Origin of the sequence: Aeromonas schubertii, from assembly GCF_000820105.1 — a bacterium.
GTDB classification, from domain to species: Bacteria; Pseudomonadota; Gammaproteobacteria; order Enterobacterales; family Aeromonadaceae; genus Aeromonas; species Aeromonas schubertii.
Genome location: NZ_CDDB01000052.1, coordinates 160,553 through 176,135, shown reverse-complemented (window position 1 = coordinate 176,135; position 15,583 = coordinate 160,553). Strand labels below are relative to the sequence as shown.

General features: G+C 62.7%; 15 protein-coding genes. 14 read left to right on the top strand and 1 reads right to left on the bottom strand.

Features of this window, described 5'->3' with window-relative positions; translation table 11 throughout:
* Window positions 1-9: 9 nt before the first annotated feature.
* From BN1133_RS11405 to lnt, 4 genes are all read left to right on the top strand, one after another.
* On the top strand, window positions 10-1,068 hold the full coding sequence (locus BN1133_RS11405) for a PhoH family protein (protein WP_050666652.1): 1,059 nt from the start codon (window positions 10-12) through the stop codon (window positions 1,066-1,068).
* The gene (ybeY, locus tag BN1133_RS11400) at window positions 1,065-1,529 is read left to right on the top strand and encodes an rRNA maturation RNase YbeY (protein ID WP_050666651.1); all 465 of its coding nucleotides are present in this window, start codon (window positions 1,065-1,067) and stop codon (window positions 1,527-1,529) included. The genes BN1133_RS11405 and ybeY overlap by 4 nt, the downstream gene beginning before the upstream one ends.
* 72 nt (window positions 1,530-1,601) lie before the next feature.
* The gene (gene corC, locus BN1133_RS11395) at window positions 1,602-2,480 is read left to right on the top strand and encodes a CNNM family magnesium/cobalt transport protein CorC (RefSeq protein ID WP_050666650.1); all 879 of its coding nucleotides are present in this window, start codon (window positions 1,602-1,604) and stop codon (window positions 2,478-2,480) included.
* A 3-nt stretch (window positions 2,481-2,483) separates the two neighbouring features.
* The gene (gene lnt / locus BN1133_RS11390) at window positions 2,484-4,016 is read left to right on the top strand and encodes an apolipoprotein N-acyltransferase (protein ID WP_050666649.1); all 1,533 of its coding nucleotides are present in this window, start codon (window positions 2,484-2,486) and stop codon (window positions 4,014-4,016) included.
* A gap of 54 nt (window positions 4,017-4,070) precedes the next feature.
* Here lnt and BN1133_RS11385 read toward each other — a convergent pair whose 3' ends face one another.
* Window positions 4,071-4,553, bottom strand: coding sequence for a zinc ribbon-containing protein (locus tag BN1133_RS11385; protein ID WP_050666648.1), 483 nt, complete (start codon window positions 4,551-4,553; stop codon window positions 4,071-4,073).
* A gap of 117 nt (window positions 4,554-4,670) precedes the next feature.
* Here BN1133_RS11385 and leuS point away from each other — a divergent pair, with 117 nt between their 5' ends.
* The 10 genes from leuS to BN1133_RS11335 all read left to right on the top strand — a co-directional run bounded on the left by leuS (window position 4,671) and on the right by BN1133_RS11335 (window position 15,531).
* On the top strand, window positions 4,671-7,247 hold the full coding sequence (gene leuS / locus BN1133_RS11380) for a leucine--tRNA ligase (RefSeq protein WP_050666647.1): 2,577 nt from the start codon (window positions 4,671-4,673) through the stop codon (window positions 7,245-7,247).
* A gap of 16 nt (window positions 7,248-7,263) precedes the next feature.
* On the top strand, window positions 7,264-7,746 hold the full coding sequence (locus BN1133_RS11375; protein ID WP_050666646.1) for an LPS-assembly lipoprotein LptE: 483 nt from the start codon (window positions 7,264-7,266) through the stop codon (window positions 7,744-7,746).
* The gene (gene holA, locus BN1133_RS11370) at window positions 7,746-8,780 is read left to right on the top strand and encodes a DNA polymerase III subunit delta (RefSeq protein ID WP_050666645.1); all 1,035 of its coding nucleotides are present in this window, start codon (window positions 7,746-7,748) and stop codon (window positions 8,778-8,780) included. Before BN1133_RS11375 ends, holA begins: the two co-directional genes overlap by 1 nt.
* Window positions 8,774-9,433 carry a nicotinate-nucleotide adenylyltransferase gene (nadD, locus tag BN1133_RS11365; RefSeq protein WP_050666644.1) on the top strand — a complete coding sequence of 220 codons (660 nt, stop codon included), beginning with the start codon at window positions 8,774-8,776 and terminating at the stop codon, window positions 9,431-9,433. Before holA ends, nadD begins: the two co-directional genes overlap by 7 nt.
* Before the next feature lie 39 nt (window positions 9,434-9,472).
* Window positions 9,473-9,811 carry a ribosome silencing factor gene (gene rsfS / locus BN1133_RS20135; protein WP_050666643.1) on the top strand — a complete coding sequence of 113 codons (339 nt, stop codon included), beginning with the start codon at window positions 9,473-9,475 and terminating at the stop codon, window positions 9,809-9,811.
* Window positions 9,812-9,814: 3 nt separating this feature from the next.
* On the top strand, window positions 9,815-10,282 hold the full coding sequence (gene rlmH / locus BN1133_RS20130) for a 23S rRNA (pseudouridine(1915)-N(3))-methyltransferase RlmH (protein WP_050666642.1): 468 nt from the start codon (window positions 9,815-9,817) through the stop codon (window positions 10,280-10,282).
* Between the two features lie 33 nt (window positions 10,283-10,315).
* The gene (gene mrdA, locus BN1133_RS11350; RefSeq protein WP_050666641.1) at window positions 10,316-12,232 is read left to right on the top strand and encodes a penicillin-binding protein 2; all 1,917 of its coding nucleotides are present in this window, start codon (window positions 10,316-10,318) and stop codon (window positions 12,230-12,232) included.
* Entirely contained in the window at window positions 12,225-13,328 is a 1,104-nt protein-coding gene (gene rodA / locus BN1133_RS11345; protein WP_050666640.1) for a rod shape-determining protein RodA, read from the top strand. Before mrdA ends, rodA begins: the two co-directional genes overlap by 8 nt.
* A 125-nt stretch (window positions 13,329-13,453) precedes the next feature.
* Window positions 13,454-14,248 (top strand): septal ring lytic transglycosylase RlpA family protein, encoded by a 795-nt coding sequence (locus tag BN1133_RS11340; RefSeq protein WP_050666639.1) that lies wholly within the window; start codon window positions 13,454-13,456, stop codon window positions 14,246-14,248.
* Between the two features lie 113 nt (window positions 14,249-14,361).
* On the top strand, window positions 14,362-15,531 hold the full coding sequence (locus BN1133_RS11335) for a D-alanyl-D-alanine carboxypeptidase family protein (RefSeq protein WP_050666638.1): 1,170 nt from the start codon (window positions 14,362-14,364) through the stop codon (window positions 15,529-15,531).
* Window positions 15,532-15,583: the final 52 nt, after the last annotated feature.

Here is a 15,583-nt window from a genome sequence, read left to right as displayed (position 1 = left end):
GAGGATCCCTTGAGTCGACACATTTCTACCATCAACCTGCACCTGGAACCCGCCGACAATGCCCGGCTGGCCAGCCTGTGCGGCCCGTTCGATGACAACCTCAAGCAACTCGAGCGCCGCATGGGCGTCGAGATCAGCTATCGCAACAACCACTTCCAGATCCTGGGCAAGCCGGCCCAGGCAGAGGCTGTCGCCGCGCTGCTCAAGCAGCTCTACGTGGAGACGGCCCCGGTGCGCGGCAACCAGATCCCGGATATCGAGCCGGATCAGGTGCACCTGGCCATTCTCGGCAGCCAGGCCATGGAGCAGGATGAGGGGAGCCCGGAGCCGGGCATGAGCTGGGGCAAGGAGGTCAACATCAAGACCAAGCGCGGCATGATCAAGGCCCGCAGCCAAAACCAGTCCCAGTACATCGCCAACATAGTGCGCCACGACATCACCTTCGGCATAGGGCCGGCCGGCACCGGCAAGACCTATCTGGCGGTAGCGGCCGCGGTGGATGCCCTGGAGCGCCAGGAGATCCGCCGCATCCTGCTGACCCGCCCGGCGGTGGAAGCGGGCGAGAAGCTCGGCTTCCTGCCCGGGGATCTCTCCCAGAAGGTGGACCCCTACCTGCGCCCTCTCTATGACGCCCTGTTCGAGATGCTGGGCTTCGAGCGGGTGGAGAAACTCATCGAGCGCAACGTCATCGAGGTCGCCCCCCTCGCCTATATGCGTGGCCGCACCCTCAACGACGCCTTCATCATCCTCGACGAGGCGCAAAACACCACCACAGAACAGATGAAGATGTTCCTGACCCGTATCGGCTTCAACTCCAAGGCGGTGATCACCGGGGACATCACCCAGATCGACCTGCCACGGGGTGCCAGATCGGGGCTACGCCATGCCCTTGAGGTGCTGCAGGGGGTCGATGGACTCTCGTTTAACTTCTTCCAGTCCCAGGATGTGGTGCGCCACCCGGTGGTCGCCCGCATCGTCCAGGCCTACGAGGCATTCGATGCCGAGCTGGCCCGTCAGAAGGCCAGTGCCGACGCCGAGCGTCAGGCCAACAAGGAGAATCAGGCATGAAGGTCATGCTGGATCTGCAGCTCGCCTGCGAAAATGAACAAGGGCTGCCGAGCGAAGCCGACTTCCAGCGCTGGCTGGACGGCACTGTGCTGGGCTTTCAGCCGGAGGCCGAGGTGACCGTGCGCCTGGTAGACGAGGCAGAGAGCCAGGATCTCAACCTCACCTACCGGGGCAAGGACAAGCCGACCAACGTGCTCTCCTTCCCGTTCGAGGCTCCGCCCGGCATCGACCTGCCCCTGCTCGGGGATCTGGTGATCTGTCGCCAGGTGGTGGAGCGCGAGGCCATCGAACAGGACAAACCCCTGGAGGCCCACTGGGCACACATGGTTGTCCACGGCTGCCTGCATCTGCTAGGTTATGACCATATTGAGGACGACGAAGCCGAAGAGATGGAGCAGCTTGAGCGCGACATCATGCACGAACTGGGCTACGCCGACCCCTATGCCGATGACGAGCAGTAATCCCCTTGAAACCCTTGGGGCTTAGCCTCATATCTGCCGCATCACCCCTTAAGTGAACCATCAAGAGACAAGATGACCGACGATCACCCTAGTAGCGGCTCGCCGAAGAAGAGCTGGCTCGACAAACTCAGCCAACTGTTCCAGGGCGAGCCCAAGGACCGTAACGACCTGGTAGAAGTGATTCAGGACGCCGAAGAGCGCGATCTGATCGACCAGGATACCAAGGACATGATAGAGGGCGTGCTCGAGATCGCCGAACTGAGGGTCAGGGACATCATGATCCCCCGCTCCCAGATGGTGACTATCGAGAAGTCCCAACCCATCGAGGCCTTCCTCCCCGTCATCATCGAATCGGGTCACTCCCGCTTCCCGGTGATCAACGAAGACAAGGACCACGTGGAGGGGATCCTGCTCGCCAAAGACCTGCTCAAGGTGGGACTGGCTCAGGAGGAGGAGCCCTTCTCCATCGAGCGTTTCCTGCGCCCTGCGGTCATCGTCCCCGAGAGCAAGCGGGTCGACCGGCTGCTCAAGGAGTTCCAGGCCGAGCGCTATCACATGGCCATGGTGGTGGACGAGTTTGGCGGTGTCTCCGGTCTGGTGACCATAGAGGATATCCTCGAGCTCATCGTTGGCGAGATCGATGACGAGTTTGATGACGATGACAACGAGCCCGACGAGATCCGCCGCATCAGCAAGCGGGTCTTCTCGGTCAGCGCCCTCACCGAGATCGAGGACTTCAACGACTTCTTCGGCAGCGAGTTCAGCGACGAAGAGGTGGACACGGTGGGCGGCCTGGTGATGCACGCCTTTGGCCACCTGCCCGAGAAGGGGGAAGAGGTGGTGCTCGACGGCTATCAATTCAAGGTGATGCACGCCGACCGTCGCCGTCTGCAGCAGTTGCAGGTTAAGATACCGGAAGACCATGTTGCCGCCCAATCAGAGCCCCAATAATCCGTGAAATCGAGACTCCTGATCACTCTTAGCGCCCTGTTGTTCGGGGCGCTCGCCGTTATGGCCTTCTCACCGTTTAACTACTGGCCTCTGGTCATTCCCTCCCTGCTCGGCCTCTATGCCCTGATCGACAGGGCCAGCCCCAGGCAGGCCGCCTGGCGTGGCTTTGGCTACGCCATGGGGATGTTTCTGCCGGGGTTGTGGTGGATCCACGTCAGCATGACCGAGTTTGGCGGCATACCGCTGCCGGTGGCCTTCGTGCTGCTGGCAGGCCTGTCGGCCTACCTGGCCCTCTACCCGATGCTGGCCTGCTGGGCCTTTGCCCGCTTCTTTCGCCAGCGCCACTGGAGTCGCTGGCTGCTCGCCTTCCCGGCCCTCTGGCTGGTGGCGGACTGGCTGCGGGGCGTGGTGCTGACCGGCTTCCCCTGGCTCTGGTTTGGCTACACCCAGATCGACGGTCCTCTCAAGGGGCTGGCTCCCCTGCTCGGGGTTCAGGCCATTACCCTGGCCCTGCTGCTCACCGCCTCCAGCCTCTGGCTGTTGTGGCAGAGCCGCCGCCTCCTCTGGCTGGCGGTGCCGGCGGCCCTGGTGGCCCTGGCCATGCTCTCCATGCAGCACAGCTGGGTGACCCGCGGCGAGCCGGTCAAGGTGGCCCTGGTACAGGGCAATATCGAGCAGTCCATGAAGTGGGATCCGGAGACGCTGGTCCCCACGGTGCGCAAGTATCAGGATTTGAGCCGTCAGAACCAGGACGCCGACATCATCGTCTGGCCCGAGTCCGCCATCCCGGCCCTCGAGAAGGAGATGGTTCCCTACCTGGAGAACCTGGACAAGGCGATGAAGGTCAACGACACCGCCCTCATCGCCGGCATCATCAACTTCGACATGGACCAGCGCCGCTTCTACAACGTGGTGCTCGGCATGGGAATGACGGATCTCGACGGCAAGCAGAGCTACCACTACGAGCAGGGCAACCGCTACAACAAGGTCCACCTGCTGCCCATCGGCGAGTACGTGCCCTTCGGCGATCTGCTGCGCCCCATCGCCCCCTTCTTCAACCTGCCCATGTCCTCCTTCAGTGAAGGGGCGCCGGTGCAGGAGAACCTGCTGGCCAAGGGGCTGCGTCTGGCCACCGCCATCTGCTACGAGATCATCTTCCCCGAGGAGTTGCGCCGTAACGTGACCGAGCAGACCGACTTCCTGCTCACCGTCTCCAACGACGCCTGGTTTGGCAAGAGTATCGGCCCCTGGCAACACATGGAGATAGCCAGGATGCGGGCGCTGGAGTTCTCTCGCCCCCTGCTGCGCGCCACCAACACCGGGATCACGGTCGCCACCGAGAGCGATGGCCATATCCTTGGCCAGTTGCCCCAGTTCGAGGACGGGGTGTTGCGGGTCGAGGTTCGCCCCGCCACCGGCGCGACCCCCTACCAGCGCGTTGGCAGTTGGCCCCTCTATGGCCTCTCGGCCCTGATGCTGGGGCTGGCCCTCTGGCTGCGTCCGCGCGCTCACCCCTGGAGCGAGCGAAACGACTGAGACTCCCAATAAGAAGAGGCGCCCGCAGGCGCCTCTTCCTCTCTTGACGTCCCATCACGGTGAGAGGGGCTCGCGCACGAAGGCTGTGGCCCCGCACTGGATGCACTCACCGAGCCGCTCCGGCCTCAGCACAGTATGACGGTGGCCGCACAGGCGGCACACCATGACCCCGAGCCCGACCCAGTCACCGGACCGATACTCCCCCTTGTGCTCGAGATCGGCCGCCAGCTCGGCCCACTCCACCTGGGTGCGATCGGTCGCCTCCACCAACCAGGACCAGATGGAGTCCTTGATCAGGAGTGTGAATTCAGACTCCGGAGTATCCTGACGCCCCTCATCGAAGTTGCCCAGATCCCGCTTGACGTACTCGGCGATGAGGGCCCACTCGTCCCGGGTCAGATCGCCGGCCGCCTCCAGATAGGCCTGCACCCGGGCGATGAGCCGGTTGAGGCGCTCCTCCTGATACTGCCCGGTGGCCTCCCACTGGGCCCGCAGCTCCTCGATAAAGGCCTCGTAGCCCTTTTTCTGCTTGTCCATGGTCTCTCCCCCCTCCTTGCCAGTCCTGGCCGGTTGTTGCGGCCGCCGTTACTGGGTATTCTATGGCGATTTTCCAGCTGGATGTTCCAATCCAATTCACAGATCCGGATGCCACCAATGCAAGAACAGTACGTTCCCCAGACGATCGAGCCCTCAGTGCAGCAGCGCTGGGACACCCAGAAAACCTTCAAGGCCGTGGAGAAGGTCGACAAGGAGAAGTTCTACTGCCTCTCCATGTTCCCCTATCCGTCGGGTCGTCTACACATGGGGCACGTTCGTAACTACACCATAGGTGACGTGGTATCCCGCTATCAACGACTGAATGGCAAGAACGTGCTGCAGCCCATCGGCTGGGACGCCTTCGGCCTGCCGGCCGAAAACGCCGCCATCAAGAACAAGACGGCGCCAGCCCCCTGGACCTACGAAAACATCGAGTACATGAAGAACCAGCTCAAGATGCTGGGTCTGGGCTATGACTGGGACCGCGAGCTGGCCACCTGCAAGCCGGACTACTACCGCTGGGAGCAGTGGTTCTTCACCAAGCTCTACGAGAAGGGTCTGGTCTACAAGAAAACCTCCTCGGTCAACTGGTGCCCGAACGACATGACGGTGCTGGCCAACGAGCAGGTGGTCGACAACTGCTGCTGGCGCTGTGACACCCCGGTGGAGCAAAAAGAGATCCCCCAGTGGTTTATCAAGATCACCGACTATGCCGACGAGCTGCTGAGCGACATCGACAATCTGGAAGGCTGGCCGGAGATGGTCAAGACCATGCAGCGCAACTGGATTGGCCGCTCCGAAGGGGTCAACATCAGCTTCAATATCGAAGGCCAGGCTGATCATCTGGAGGTCTACACCACTCGTCCGGACACCTTCATGGGCGTGACCTATGTGGGCATCGCCGCAGGCCACCCCCTGGCTCAACAGGCCGCCGAGGGTAACCCCGAGCTCGCCGCCTTTATCGAAGAGTGCAAGAACACCAAGGTGGCCGAAGCCGAGCTCGCTACCATGGAGAAGAAGGGCATGGCCACCGGCCTCTATGCCATTCACCCGCTGGATGGCCGCAAGGTCCCGGTCTGGGTCGCCAACTTCGTGCTGATGAACTATGGCACCGGCGCCGTGATGGCAGTGCCGGGCCACGATCAGCGTGACTTCGAATTCGCCACCAAGTACGGCCTCGACATCAAGGCGGTCATCAAGCCCGCCGATGGCGACGTCGACGTGAGCGAGGCCGCTTACACCGAGAAGGGCGTGCTGTTCAACTCCGGCGAGTTTGACGGTCTCGACTTCCAGGGTGCCTTCGATGCCATCGCCAACAAACTGGAGAGCCTTGGCTGCGGCAAGCGCACCGTCAACTTCCGTCTGCGCGACTGGGGTGTCTCCCGTCAGCGCTACTGGGGCGCCCCCATCCCGATGCTGACCCTGGCTGACGGCACCGTGGTGCCGACCCCGGACGATCAGCTGCCGGTGCTGCTGCCGGAAGATGTGGTGATGGACGGCATCCAGAGTCCGATCAAGGCCGACGCCGAGTGGGCCAAGACCACTTATAACGGTCAGGAAGCGCTGCGCGAGACCGATACCTTCGACACCTTTATGGAGTCCTCCTGGTACTACGCGCGCTACTGCTCCCCGGACTACGACAAGGGTATGCTGGACCCGGCCGCCGCCAACCACTGGCTGCCGGTGGATCAGTACATCGGCGGTATCGAGCACGCCTGTATGCACCTCCTCTACGCCCGCTTCTTCCACAAGCTGCTGCGTGACACCGGACTCGTAAACAGCGACGAGCCGTTCAAGCGCCTGCTCTGCCAGGGCATGGTGCTGGCCGACGCCTTCTACTACCACGACGAGAAGGGTGGCCGGGTCTGGGTCAGCCCGCTGGACGTGACCGTCGAGCGCGACGAGAAGGGGCGCATCACCAAGGCGGTGGATAACGAGGGTCGTGAGGTGATCCACTCCGGCATGACCAAGATGTCCAAGTCCAAGAACAACGGCATCGATCCCCAGCTGATGGTGGAGCGTTACGGCGCCGATACCGTGCGTCTGTTTATGATGTTCGCCTCCCCGGCCGAGATGACCCTGGAGTGGTCTGACTCCGGCGTGGAAGGTGCCCAGCGCTTCCTCCGCCGCCTGTGGCGGATGACCTTCGAGCATGTGGGTGCCGGCGCCGCACCGGCCCTGAATGTGGCCGCCCTGAGCGGTGACCAGCAGGCCCTGCGCCGCGAGCTGCACAAGACCATCAAGAAGGTAAGTGACGACGTGGGTCGCCGTCAGACCTTCAACACCGCCATCGCCGCCATCATGGAGCTGATGAACCATCTGGCCAAGCTTGGCAACGAGGAGCAGGATCGCGCCCTGATGCAGGAGGCGCTGGAGGCTATCGCCGTCATGCTCTACCCCATCACTCCGCACATCTGCTGCGAGCTGTGGCGTGCCCTTGGCCAGGGTGGCGAGATCGACGACGCCAGCTGGCCGGTCGCCGACGAGGCCGCGCTGGTCGAAAATGAGAAGCTGGTGGTGCTGCAGGTGAACGGCAAGGTACGTGGCAAGATCACGGTGCCGGCCGACATCAACCAGCAACAGGTCGAGGAGCTGGCCATGACCGATGCCGGTGTGCAGAAGCACACCGAGGGCAAGACCATCCGCAAGGTGATCTATGTCGCGGGCAAGCTGCTCAACATCGTCGCCAACTGATCAGAGAGAGGACACCATGAGTCGCTTGATGCGTCGCTGGTTGGTGGTTCTGGTTGCAGGCCTGCTGGTGCAGGCCTGTGGCTTCCACCTGCGTGGCATGGCTATTCCCCCCGAACTGATGACCATGAAGGTGGTCGGTGACAACAAGAGCGATTTCTATCGTATGGTCACCACCCGGTTACGGGCGTCTGGCGTCACCCTGGCCGACAAGGAGGGGATCCCCGTCCTCACCCTGGGCGGTGTGGGGAGCTCCAACCAGGTGGCCTCGGTCAACGTGCAGGGTACCGAGATAGAGTATGTGATGGGCTTTAGCACCCAGTTCACCGTCTCGGCACCGGGCAAACCGACCCAGGTCTTCCCCATCACCTTCAACCGCAGCTTCCTCAACAAGCCCGATGCGGCCCTGGCCTCCTCCCGGGAGCAGGAGCAACTCAACCGGGAGATGCAGGAGCAGGCAGCTGATCAGGTGATCCGGCAGCTCAGTCAGGTCAGCTTCTGATGCGAGTGTTTCCCGAACAGCTCGATGACCACGTGAGAGCAGGGCTTAGGCCCTGCTATCTCGTTTTTGGCGACGAGCCACTGCTCAAGATCGAGGCCATCGACACGGTGCGTCGGGTGGCTCGCGAGCGCGGTTTCGACGAGCGCCACAGCTTCACCGTCGAGCCCGGACTGGAGTGGAGCCAGGTCTACGACGCCTGCCAGGCCCTCTCACTCTTCTCCAGCCGCCAGATCATCGAGCTGGAGCTGCCGGCCAAGGTGGACAAGGATCTCGCCGCCCGCATCACAGAGATAGGCCAGCAGCTGCATCCCGATCTGCTGCTCATCCTCTCCGGAGGGCGCCTCACCTCGGCCCAGACCAAGGCGGCCTGGTTCGACAAGCTGGAGAAACAGGGCACCTGGGTTCCCGTCAACCACCCTGAGCCCCGCTTCTTCCCCCGCTGGATGGGGGCACGCTTCCAGCGCTTCGGCCTCAAGGCCCAGCCTGATGCCATCAACTTTATGTGCCATAGCTATGAGGGGAATCTGCTGGCCGCCAGCCAAGAGATAGAGAAGTTGACCCTGCTCTCTCCCCCTCAGCCGGTGACGGTTGCCTACCTGCAGGAGACCATCACCCGTCACGCTCACTTCACCCCCTTTCAGCTTATCGACACCCTGTTGGAGGGGAAGATCAATCGAGCCCAGCGCATCCTGGCCGCCCTGCGCGCCGAGGGCACGGAGCCGGGCCAGCTGGCCTGGACCCTGGCCCGCGAACTGGAGCAGCTGGAAGCCCTGGCCCTGGTCCGTCAGGCCGGCCAGCCACTGGCCGAGCACTTCAGCCGGCTGCGCATCTGGCAGAGCCGCCAGCAGCTCATCAATCAGGCCCTTAACCGCCTCCCGGTAACCAAGATACGTCAGCTCTGGTCGCTGATGGCCCGCCTCGACGAGTGCCTGCGCCGCTTCGACGGTGAAGGGAGCTGGCTACAATTGGCCACCCTCTGCCTCGGCTTTCGTGACGCCGCCCTCCTCCCCCTGCCGGAAGACTCTCCATGCTGACCCCCCCCATCGGCTTGCTGGGGGGGACTTTCGACCCGATCCATCTGGGCCATATCAAGCCGGCCCTGGCGGCCCGCGATGCACTGGGCCTTGACGAGCTGCGCCTGCTGCCAAATCGGGTCCCTCCGCACAGAGCCAGCCCCCACTGCAGCGCCGAACAGCGTCTGGCCATGGTACATCTGGCCGCCAACGAATTTGGCCTCTGCGTGGATGAGCGGGAGCTGCGGCGGGATCGCCCCTCCTGGACTATCGATACCCTCGAGGAGCTGCGTCACGAGCTGCCCGAGACCCCTCTCTGTTTTTTGATGGGGATGGACTCCCTGCTCTCCCTGCCCAGCTGGCACCGCTGGGACGAGTTGCTCACCCTCGCTCATCTGGTGGTGAGCGTGCGTCCGGGCTGGGACGCCGCCGAGGCCACCACACCGGTGCAGGCGCTGCTGGCGCATCACGGCACCCTGCGGGTCGATGACCTGCACCAGCGCCGCGCCGGCCATATCTGGCTGGCCCATAACGAGCCGCTCGCCCTCTCCTCTACCGAAATCCGGGCCAGACTCGCTGCGGGGAACGATCCACGGGATTTGTTGCCTGAATCGGTAGCGGACTATATTCGCAACAACGGGCTCTATGTGGGAAAGAGTGGCCCCGTGCTATAATCCGCCGCCCCCGACGCGACGCAATACAGGAGAAGGTCATTGCAAGGCAACGCACTTCACGCCTTTATCATCGACAAGATCGATGACATGAAGGGCCGCGACATCGTCACCCTGGACGTACGCGGCAAGTCCACCATCACGGATACCCTTATCATCTGCTCCGGCAACTCCAACCGTCATGTTCGCTCCATCGCCGACCATGTGGCCAGCGAGATGCGTCATGCGGGTCAGGATCCGCTGAGTGTCGAGGGAGAAGACACGGGTGAATGGGTACTGGTGGATCTGGGCGAGGTGATCGTCCACGTGATGCAGGATGAATATCGCGACTTCTACCAACTGGAAAAGCTCTGGGGCGGCGCCCCGGTCGAAGCGGCCTAGTTGATGAAGATACAGTTGATTGCGGTGGGTACCAAGATGCCCGCCTGGGTTGAGCACGGCTTTCAGGAGTACCGTCGCCGCTTTCCGAAGGATATGCCCTTCGAGCTGCAGGAGATCCCGGCCGGCAAGCGCGGCAAGAATGCCGACATCCCCCGCATACTGCAAAAAGAGGGGGAAGCCATGCTGGCCGCCGCCGGCCGCTCGCGCATCGTCACCCTCGATATCCCCGGTAAACCCTGGACCACGGAACAGCTTGCCGGCCAACTCGAGGCCTGGAAGCTGGATGGCCGCGACGTTGCCCTGCTGGTCGGCGGGCCCGAGGGACTCTCCCCCGAGTGCAAGCAGGCCGCCGAGCAGAGCTGGTCCCTCTCGCCACTCACCCTGCCCCACCCTCTGGTGCGGGTACTGGTGGCCGAGAGCCTCTATCGGGCCTGGAGTATCACCACCAATCACCCCTACCACAGGGAATAGTCAGTCCATGAGTCACGCCGCTTGGGAGCCCCGATGCTGAAACAACGGGTAGAGATGCGCGATCACAGCGCCGAAGGCAGCCTCTTCTTCCGCCGGACCCTGGTCGCCTACATCGGCATGGTGGCGCTGATGCTGGTGCTCTTTGGCAACCTTTACTATCTGCAGGTGCTCTCCTACGACACCTATCAGACCCGCTCCAACGACAACCGCATCCGGGTGGTGCCGGTGGCACCGACCCGTGGTCTCATCTACGACACCAACGGAGTGCTGCTGGCGGAGAACCGCCCCGTCTACAGCCTGGAAATCGTGCCGGAAGAGGCAAAGAATGTGGACAAGATGGCGGACGATCTCATCGCCCTGCTCGGTCTGCCGGAGGGTACCAAAGAGAAGTTCCTCGCCGAGACCAAGCGCCAGCGCCGCTTCAAGCCGGTGCCCCTGTACGAGAAGCTCACCGAGAAGCAGGTAGCCCTCTTCTCGGTCAACCAGCACAACTACCCGGGTGCCAGCATAGAGGCCTATCTCAAACGTTACTATCCGTTTGGGGACACCCTCACCCACGCCCTCGGTTATGTGGCCAAGATCAATACCCGCGACGTGGAGCGCCTCGACAAGGAGGAGAAGCTCGCCAACTACGCAGCCACCAAGGACATTGGCAAGCAGGGGGTAGAGAAGTACTACGAGGATGAGCTGCACGGCACCGCCGGTTACCAGGAGGTCGAGGTGAACAACCGTGGCCGGATCGTGCGCACCCTCAAGTTCCAGCCGCCGATCCCGGGCAAGGATATCTATCTCAATATCGATATCCGCCTGCAGCTCTATGCCCAGCAGCAGTTGGCCGGCCGGCGCGGCGCCATCGTCATGATGGATCCCAGGAGCGGAGCCATTCTGGCCATGGAGTCGAGCCCGAGCTATGACCCCAACCTGTTTGTGACCGGCATCTCCAACGCCAACTATTCGGGCCTGCTCAATGACCCGGCCCGTCCCCTGGTCAACCGCACCACCCAGGGCATCTATTCCCCCGCCTCGACGGTCAAACCGCTGATGTCGGTGATGGGGCTCAACGAGGGGGCTATCACGCCGGGTTACCGCTACTTCGGCGGTCCCACCTACTCTATCCCGGGCACCACCAAGAAGTTTCGCGACTGGAAGAAGTGGGGGCACGGCTGGCTCGACGTCTACCGCGCCATCGAGGTGTCGGCGGATACCTACTTCTATGATCTCGCCTATCGGGTCGGCATCGACCGTATCAACGAGTACATGACCAAGTTCGGTTTCGGTCAGTACAGCGGGGTCGATATCTACGAGGAGACCCGTGGGGTCATGCCGTCCCGGGAGTGGAAACGCAAGCGTTGGCGCCAGCCCTGGTTCCAGGGTGATACCATCTCCATCGGCATCGGCCAGGGCTACTGGAGCTCGACGCCCATACAACTGGCCAAGGCCATCAGCATACTGACCCAGAATGGCCACGATGTGACCCCGCACCTGCTCAAGCGCACCACCACGGCGACCAGCAGCGAGGATGCCCCCGTCAATCCCAATATGGCGCTCACCGTACGTGACAACAGCTACTGGAGTGTGGCTCGGGAGGGGATGTGGCGGGTGATCAACGGCCATGAGGGAACCGGTCGCAAGGCCTTTGCCAACACCCCTTATGTGGCGGCCGGCAAGTCGGGTACCGCCCAGGTGGTGAGCCTCAAGGAGAACGAAGTCTACAACGCCAGCAAGATGAAGGTGGAGCACAGGGACAACGCCCTGTTCGTCGCCTTTGCCCCCTATGAGAAACCGGAAGCTGTGGTCGCCCTGGTGCTGGAAAACGCCGGGGGAGGCAGTAGCAATGCGGCTCCGGTGGCCCGTGCCATGCTGGACGCCCTGTTGCTGCCTCCTTCCCCCCCATTGCCACCGGCTCCCAGCAAGGCCGTTCCTCAGCCGGAGACCCAGAGTCATGAGTAATTCCGAGCGCCGCACCAGCATCTGGTACCGGATGCATATCGATCTCCCCCTGCTGCTCGGCCTGCTGGCCGTGATGGCCCTCTCCATGGTGGTGCTCTACTCCGCCTCGGGCCAGAGCATGGACGACCTGCTCAAGCAGGCCATTCGCGGTGGCCTCTCCCTGGCCATCATGCTGGTGATGGCCCAGTTCAGCCCCAGCTTCTACGCCCGCTGGGCCGTGCCCCTGTTTGTGGTGGTGGTGCTGATGCTGATCGCCGTGGATGTCTTCGGCCATATCGGCAAGGGGGCCCAACGCTGGCTCGATCTCGGCTTTATGAAGTTCCAGCCTTCGGAATTGATGAAGCTCTCCATGCCCATCATGATCGCGGTCTGGCTCAGCCGCCACTCCCTGCCTCCCAAGCTGGGTCATCTGGTGATCAGCATAGTGCTGGTGCTCTTCCCCACCCTGCTTATCGCGGCCCAACCCGATCTCGGCACCTCCATCCTGGTGGCGGCATCGGGCTTCTTCGTTATCTTCCTGGCCGGCATCAGCTGGTGGTTGATCGGCCTGGCCGTACTGCTGGTGGCCGCCTTCCTGCCGGTGCTCTGGTTCTTCCTGATGCACGACTACCAGCGCCAGCGGGTCTTGATGCTGATCGATCCGGAGAAGGATCCCCTCGGCCGTGGCTACCACATCATCCAGTCCAAGATCGCCATCGGCTCCGGCGGCATCTTCGGCAAGGGGTGGCTGGAGGGGACCCAATCCCAGCTCGAGTTCTTGCCCGAGCGCCACACCGACTTTATTTTCGCCGTCTACAGCGAGGAGTTCGGCCTCATCGGGGTGGCCCTGCTGCTGGTGCTCTACCTCTATGTCATCAGCCGCAGCCTCTATATCTCGATGCAGGCGCAAAACAGCTTCGAGCGACTGCTGGGGGGCGCCCTGACCCTCACCTTCTTCGTCTATGTGTTCGTCAACATGGGCATGGTGAGCGGCATACTGCCGGTGGTGGGGGTCCCCCTGCCTCTGGTCAGTTACGGCGGCACCTCCATGGTGACCCTGATGGCCGGATTCGGCATCCTGATGTCAATCCACACCCACCGGCGCCTGCTGGCATAAGCTGTCGCATGCCTCCCCGCCCAGGGGAGGCATTTTCTTTCGGGCCATGCTAGGATGCGCCCCTCCCTGCCGATTATTTCACCGAGGGCAGGGGCCGATACATCGACCCTTGGAAACCTCATCCGATGATCCTTCGCCCTCTGCTCTGTGGCCTGCTCGCCCTGTTGCTGACCGCCTGTGCCACCCCTGCGGCCCCGCCTGTCAGCACCTCCCCCTCTCGCGAAGCGAGCGAGCCCCCCTTGCATGAACTGCTGGCCCGGGCCGCCACACCGCAGAAAGCGCCGGAGCGAGACGAGCAACCCGAGCCCCTGAGCGGCTGGAGTGGCAGCGGTCACTATCGCACCACGGGCACCGCCTCCTGGCTCTCGCGCTCCCTCGACGGGCGACGCACCGCCAGCGGTGAGGTGATGAACAGCCACCGCTTCACCGCCGCCCATCGCACCCTGCCCCTTGGCAGCTACGTCCGGGTGACCAATCTGGGCAACGGGCGTCAGGTGATCGTCAAGATCAACGATCGGGGCCCCTTCAACCGCCACCTGCTGATCGACGTGACCCATGCCGCCGCCAGCGAGCTGGGTATGGTACGCAGCGGCAAGGCCCGAGTCCGAATCGAATCGGTAAGCAGGGCGACGGCCCGTGCCGAAGCCAAACCGCTCAGCCAGACGGCGCAGGCCACCCAGCCCCCGCAGCACACGGCCCCGGTCAAGGGCAAACGTATCCAGGTCGCGAGTGGCGCCAACAAGGAGAAGCTGGTGGCCGAGGGGAAACGCCTGCAGGCCAGGCTGGGCCTTCCCTATCAGGTCAGGGGGCAGGGCCGCCTCTATCGTCTGATCCTGGGTCCGGTAGCAAGCCAGGCCCAGCAACGAGAGCTCAAGCATGTCAAAAACGCCGGTTATCCCCAGGCATTTTTAATTAATTGACCCCTATCCATGTGCCCTTCCCCCTGTGACGAAGGGACACATCTGGTATAGTTGTCGCCGTTTCCGTTTCATGGGGGCGCGCATGCTCCCGCCAGGCACCCAGGAAGTCGAAGATGTCCAAACTTGTTAAATCGCTGCTCCTCACCACCCTGGTCAGCACCGCTGCCTCTGCCAGTACCGATCCGGTCGTGGTGCCCTCCGCCCCCGCCATTGCCGCCAAGTCCTACATACTGATGGACTACTACACAGGGCAGACCCTGGTGGAGCAGAACGCCGACGAGCGTCTGCCCCCCGCCAGCCTGACCAAGATGATGACCTCCTACATCGTCGGCCAGGAGCTGGCCAAGGGGAACATCAAGCGCGAAGACATGGTGACCATCAGTCAGAACGCCTGGTCCAAGAACTACTCCGACTCCTCCAAGATGTTTATCGAGGTGGGCAAGCAGGTCTCGGTGGACGATCTCAACAAGGGCATCATCATCCAGTCGGGCAACGATGCCTGCGTCGCCATGGCCGAGCACATCGCCGGCAGCACCGACTCCTTCGCCAGCCTGATGAACACCTGGGCGGCCAAGCTTGGCATGACCAACAGCCACTTCATGAACCCCCACGGCCTGCACGAAGCCGAGCACTACTCCACCGCCCGCGACATGGCCCTGCTGGGTCAGGCCCTGGTGCGTGACGTGCCCGAGGAGTACAAGATCTACTCCCAGAAGTCGTTCCAGTTCAACGGCATCACCCAGCACAACCGCAACAAGCTGCTGTGGGACGCCTCCCTCAACGTCGACGGCATCAAGACAGGTCACGTGAGCGAGATCGGCTACAACCTGGTCGCCTCGGCCACCAACAAGGAAGGGATGCGCCTCATCTCCGTGGTGATGGGGACCGCCAGCGAGCGCGTGCGTGCCGAAGAGAGCAAGAAGCTGCTGACCTACGGCTTTCGCTTCTTCCAGACCCTGACCCCCTACAAGGCCGGTACCGAGCTGGTGACCCAGAAGATCTGGATGGGTGACAAGTCCACCGTCAAACTCGGTGTCGACAAGGATGTGGCGGTGACCATCACCCGTGGCCAGTCCGACAAACTCAAGGCCGATTTCCAGCTCGACAGCGAGCTGAAGGCGCCCCTGAGCAAGGGGCAGCGTGTGGGCACCGTCTTCCTCAAGCTGGGTGACAAAGAGATTGCCCAGGTGCCGCTGGTGGCACTGGAGGAGGTACAAGAGGGCAACCTGCTGAGCCGCATCTGGGATTACCTGATGATGCTGGTACAGAGCCTCTTCAAGTAAGTCTCCGCGACGGCGCCCAATGGGCGCCGTTTTGTTTCTACTGTAATAACCG

Coding starts and splice junctions, on each gene's coding strand:
- mrdA (WP_050666641.1), top strand. CDS start 10,316: ATGCTGAAACAACGGGTAGAGATGCGCGATCACAGCGCCGAAGGCAGC.
- BN1133_RS11335 (WP_050666638.1), top strand. CDS start 14,362: ATGTCCAAACTTGTTAAATCGCTGCTCCTCACCACCCTGGTCAGCACC.
- corC (WP_050666650.1), top strand. CDS start 1,602: ATGACCGACGATCACCCTAGTAGCGGCTCGCCGAAGAAGAGCTGGCTC.
- BN1133_RS11340 (WP_050666639.1), top strand. CDS start 13,454: ATGATCCTTCGCCCTCTGCTCTGTGGCCTGCTCGCCCTGTTGCTGACC.
- ybeY (WP_050666651.1), top strand. CDS start 1,065: ATGAAGGTCATGCTGGATCTGCAGCTCGCCTGCGAAAATGAACAAGGG.
- BN1133_RS11385 (WP_050666648.1), bottom strand. CDS start 4,553: ATGGACAAGCAGAAAAAGGGCTACGAGGCCTTTATCGAGGAGCTGCGG.
- BN1133_RS11375 (WP_050666646.1), top strand. CDS start 7,264: ATGAGTCGCTTGATGCGTCGCTGGTTGGTGGTTCTGGTTGCAGGCCTG.
- holA (WP_050666645.1), top strand. CDS start 7,746: ATGCGAGTGTTTCCCGAACAGCTCGATGACCACGTGAGAGCAGGGCTT.
- nadD (WP_050666644.1), top strand. CDS start 8,774: ATGCTGACCCCCCCCATCGGCTTGCTGGGGGGGACTTTCGACCCGATC.
- rlmH (WP_050666642.1), top strand. CDS start 9,815: ATGAAGATACAGTTGATTGCGGTGGGTACCAAGATGCCCGCCTGGGTT.
- rodA (WP_050666640.1), top strand. CDS start 12,225: ATGAGTAATTCCGAGCGCCGCACCAGCATCTGGTACCGGATGCATATC.
- leuS (WP_050666647.1), top strand. CDS start 4,671: ATGCAAGAACAGTACGTTCCCCAGACGATCGAGCCCTCAGTGCAGCAG.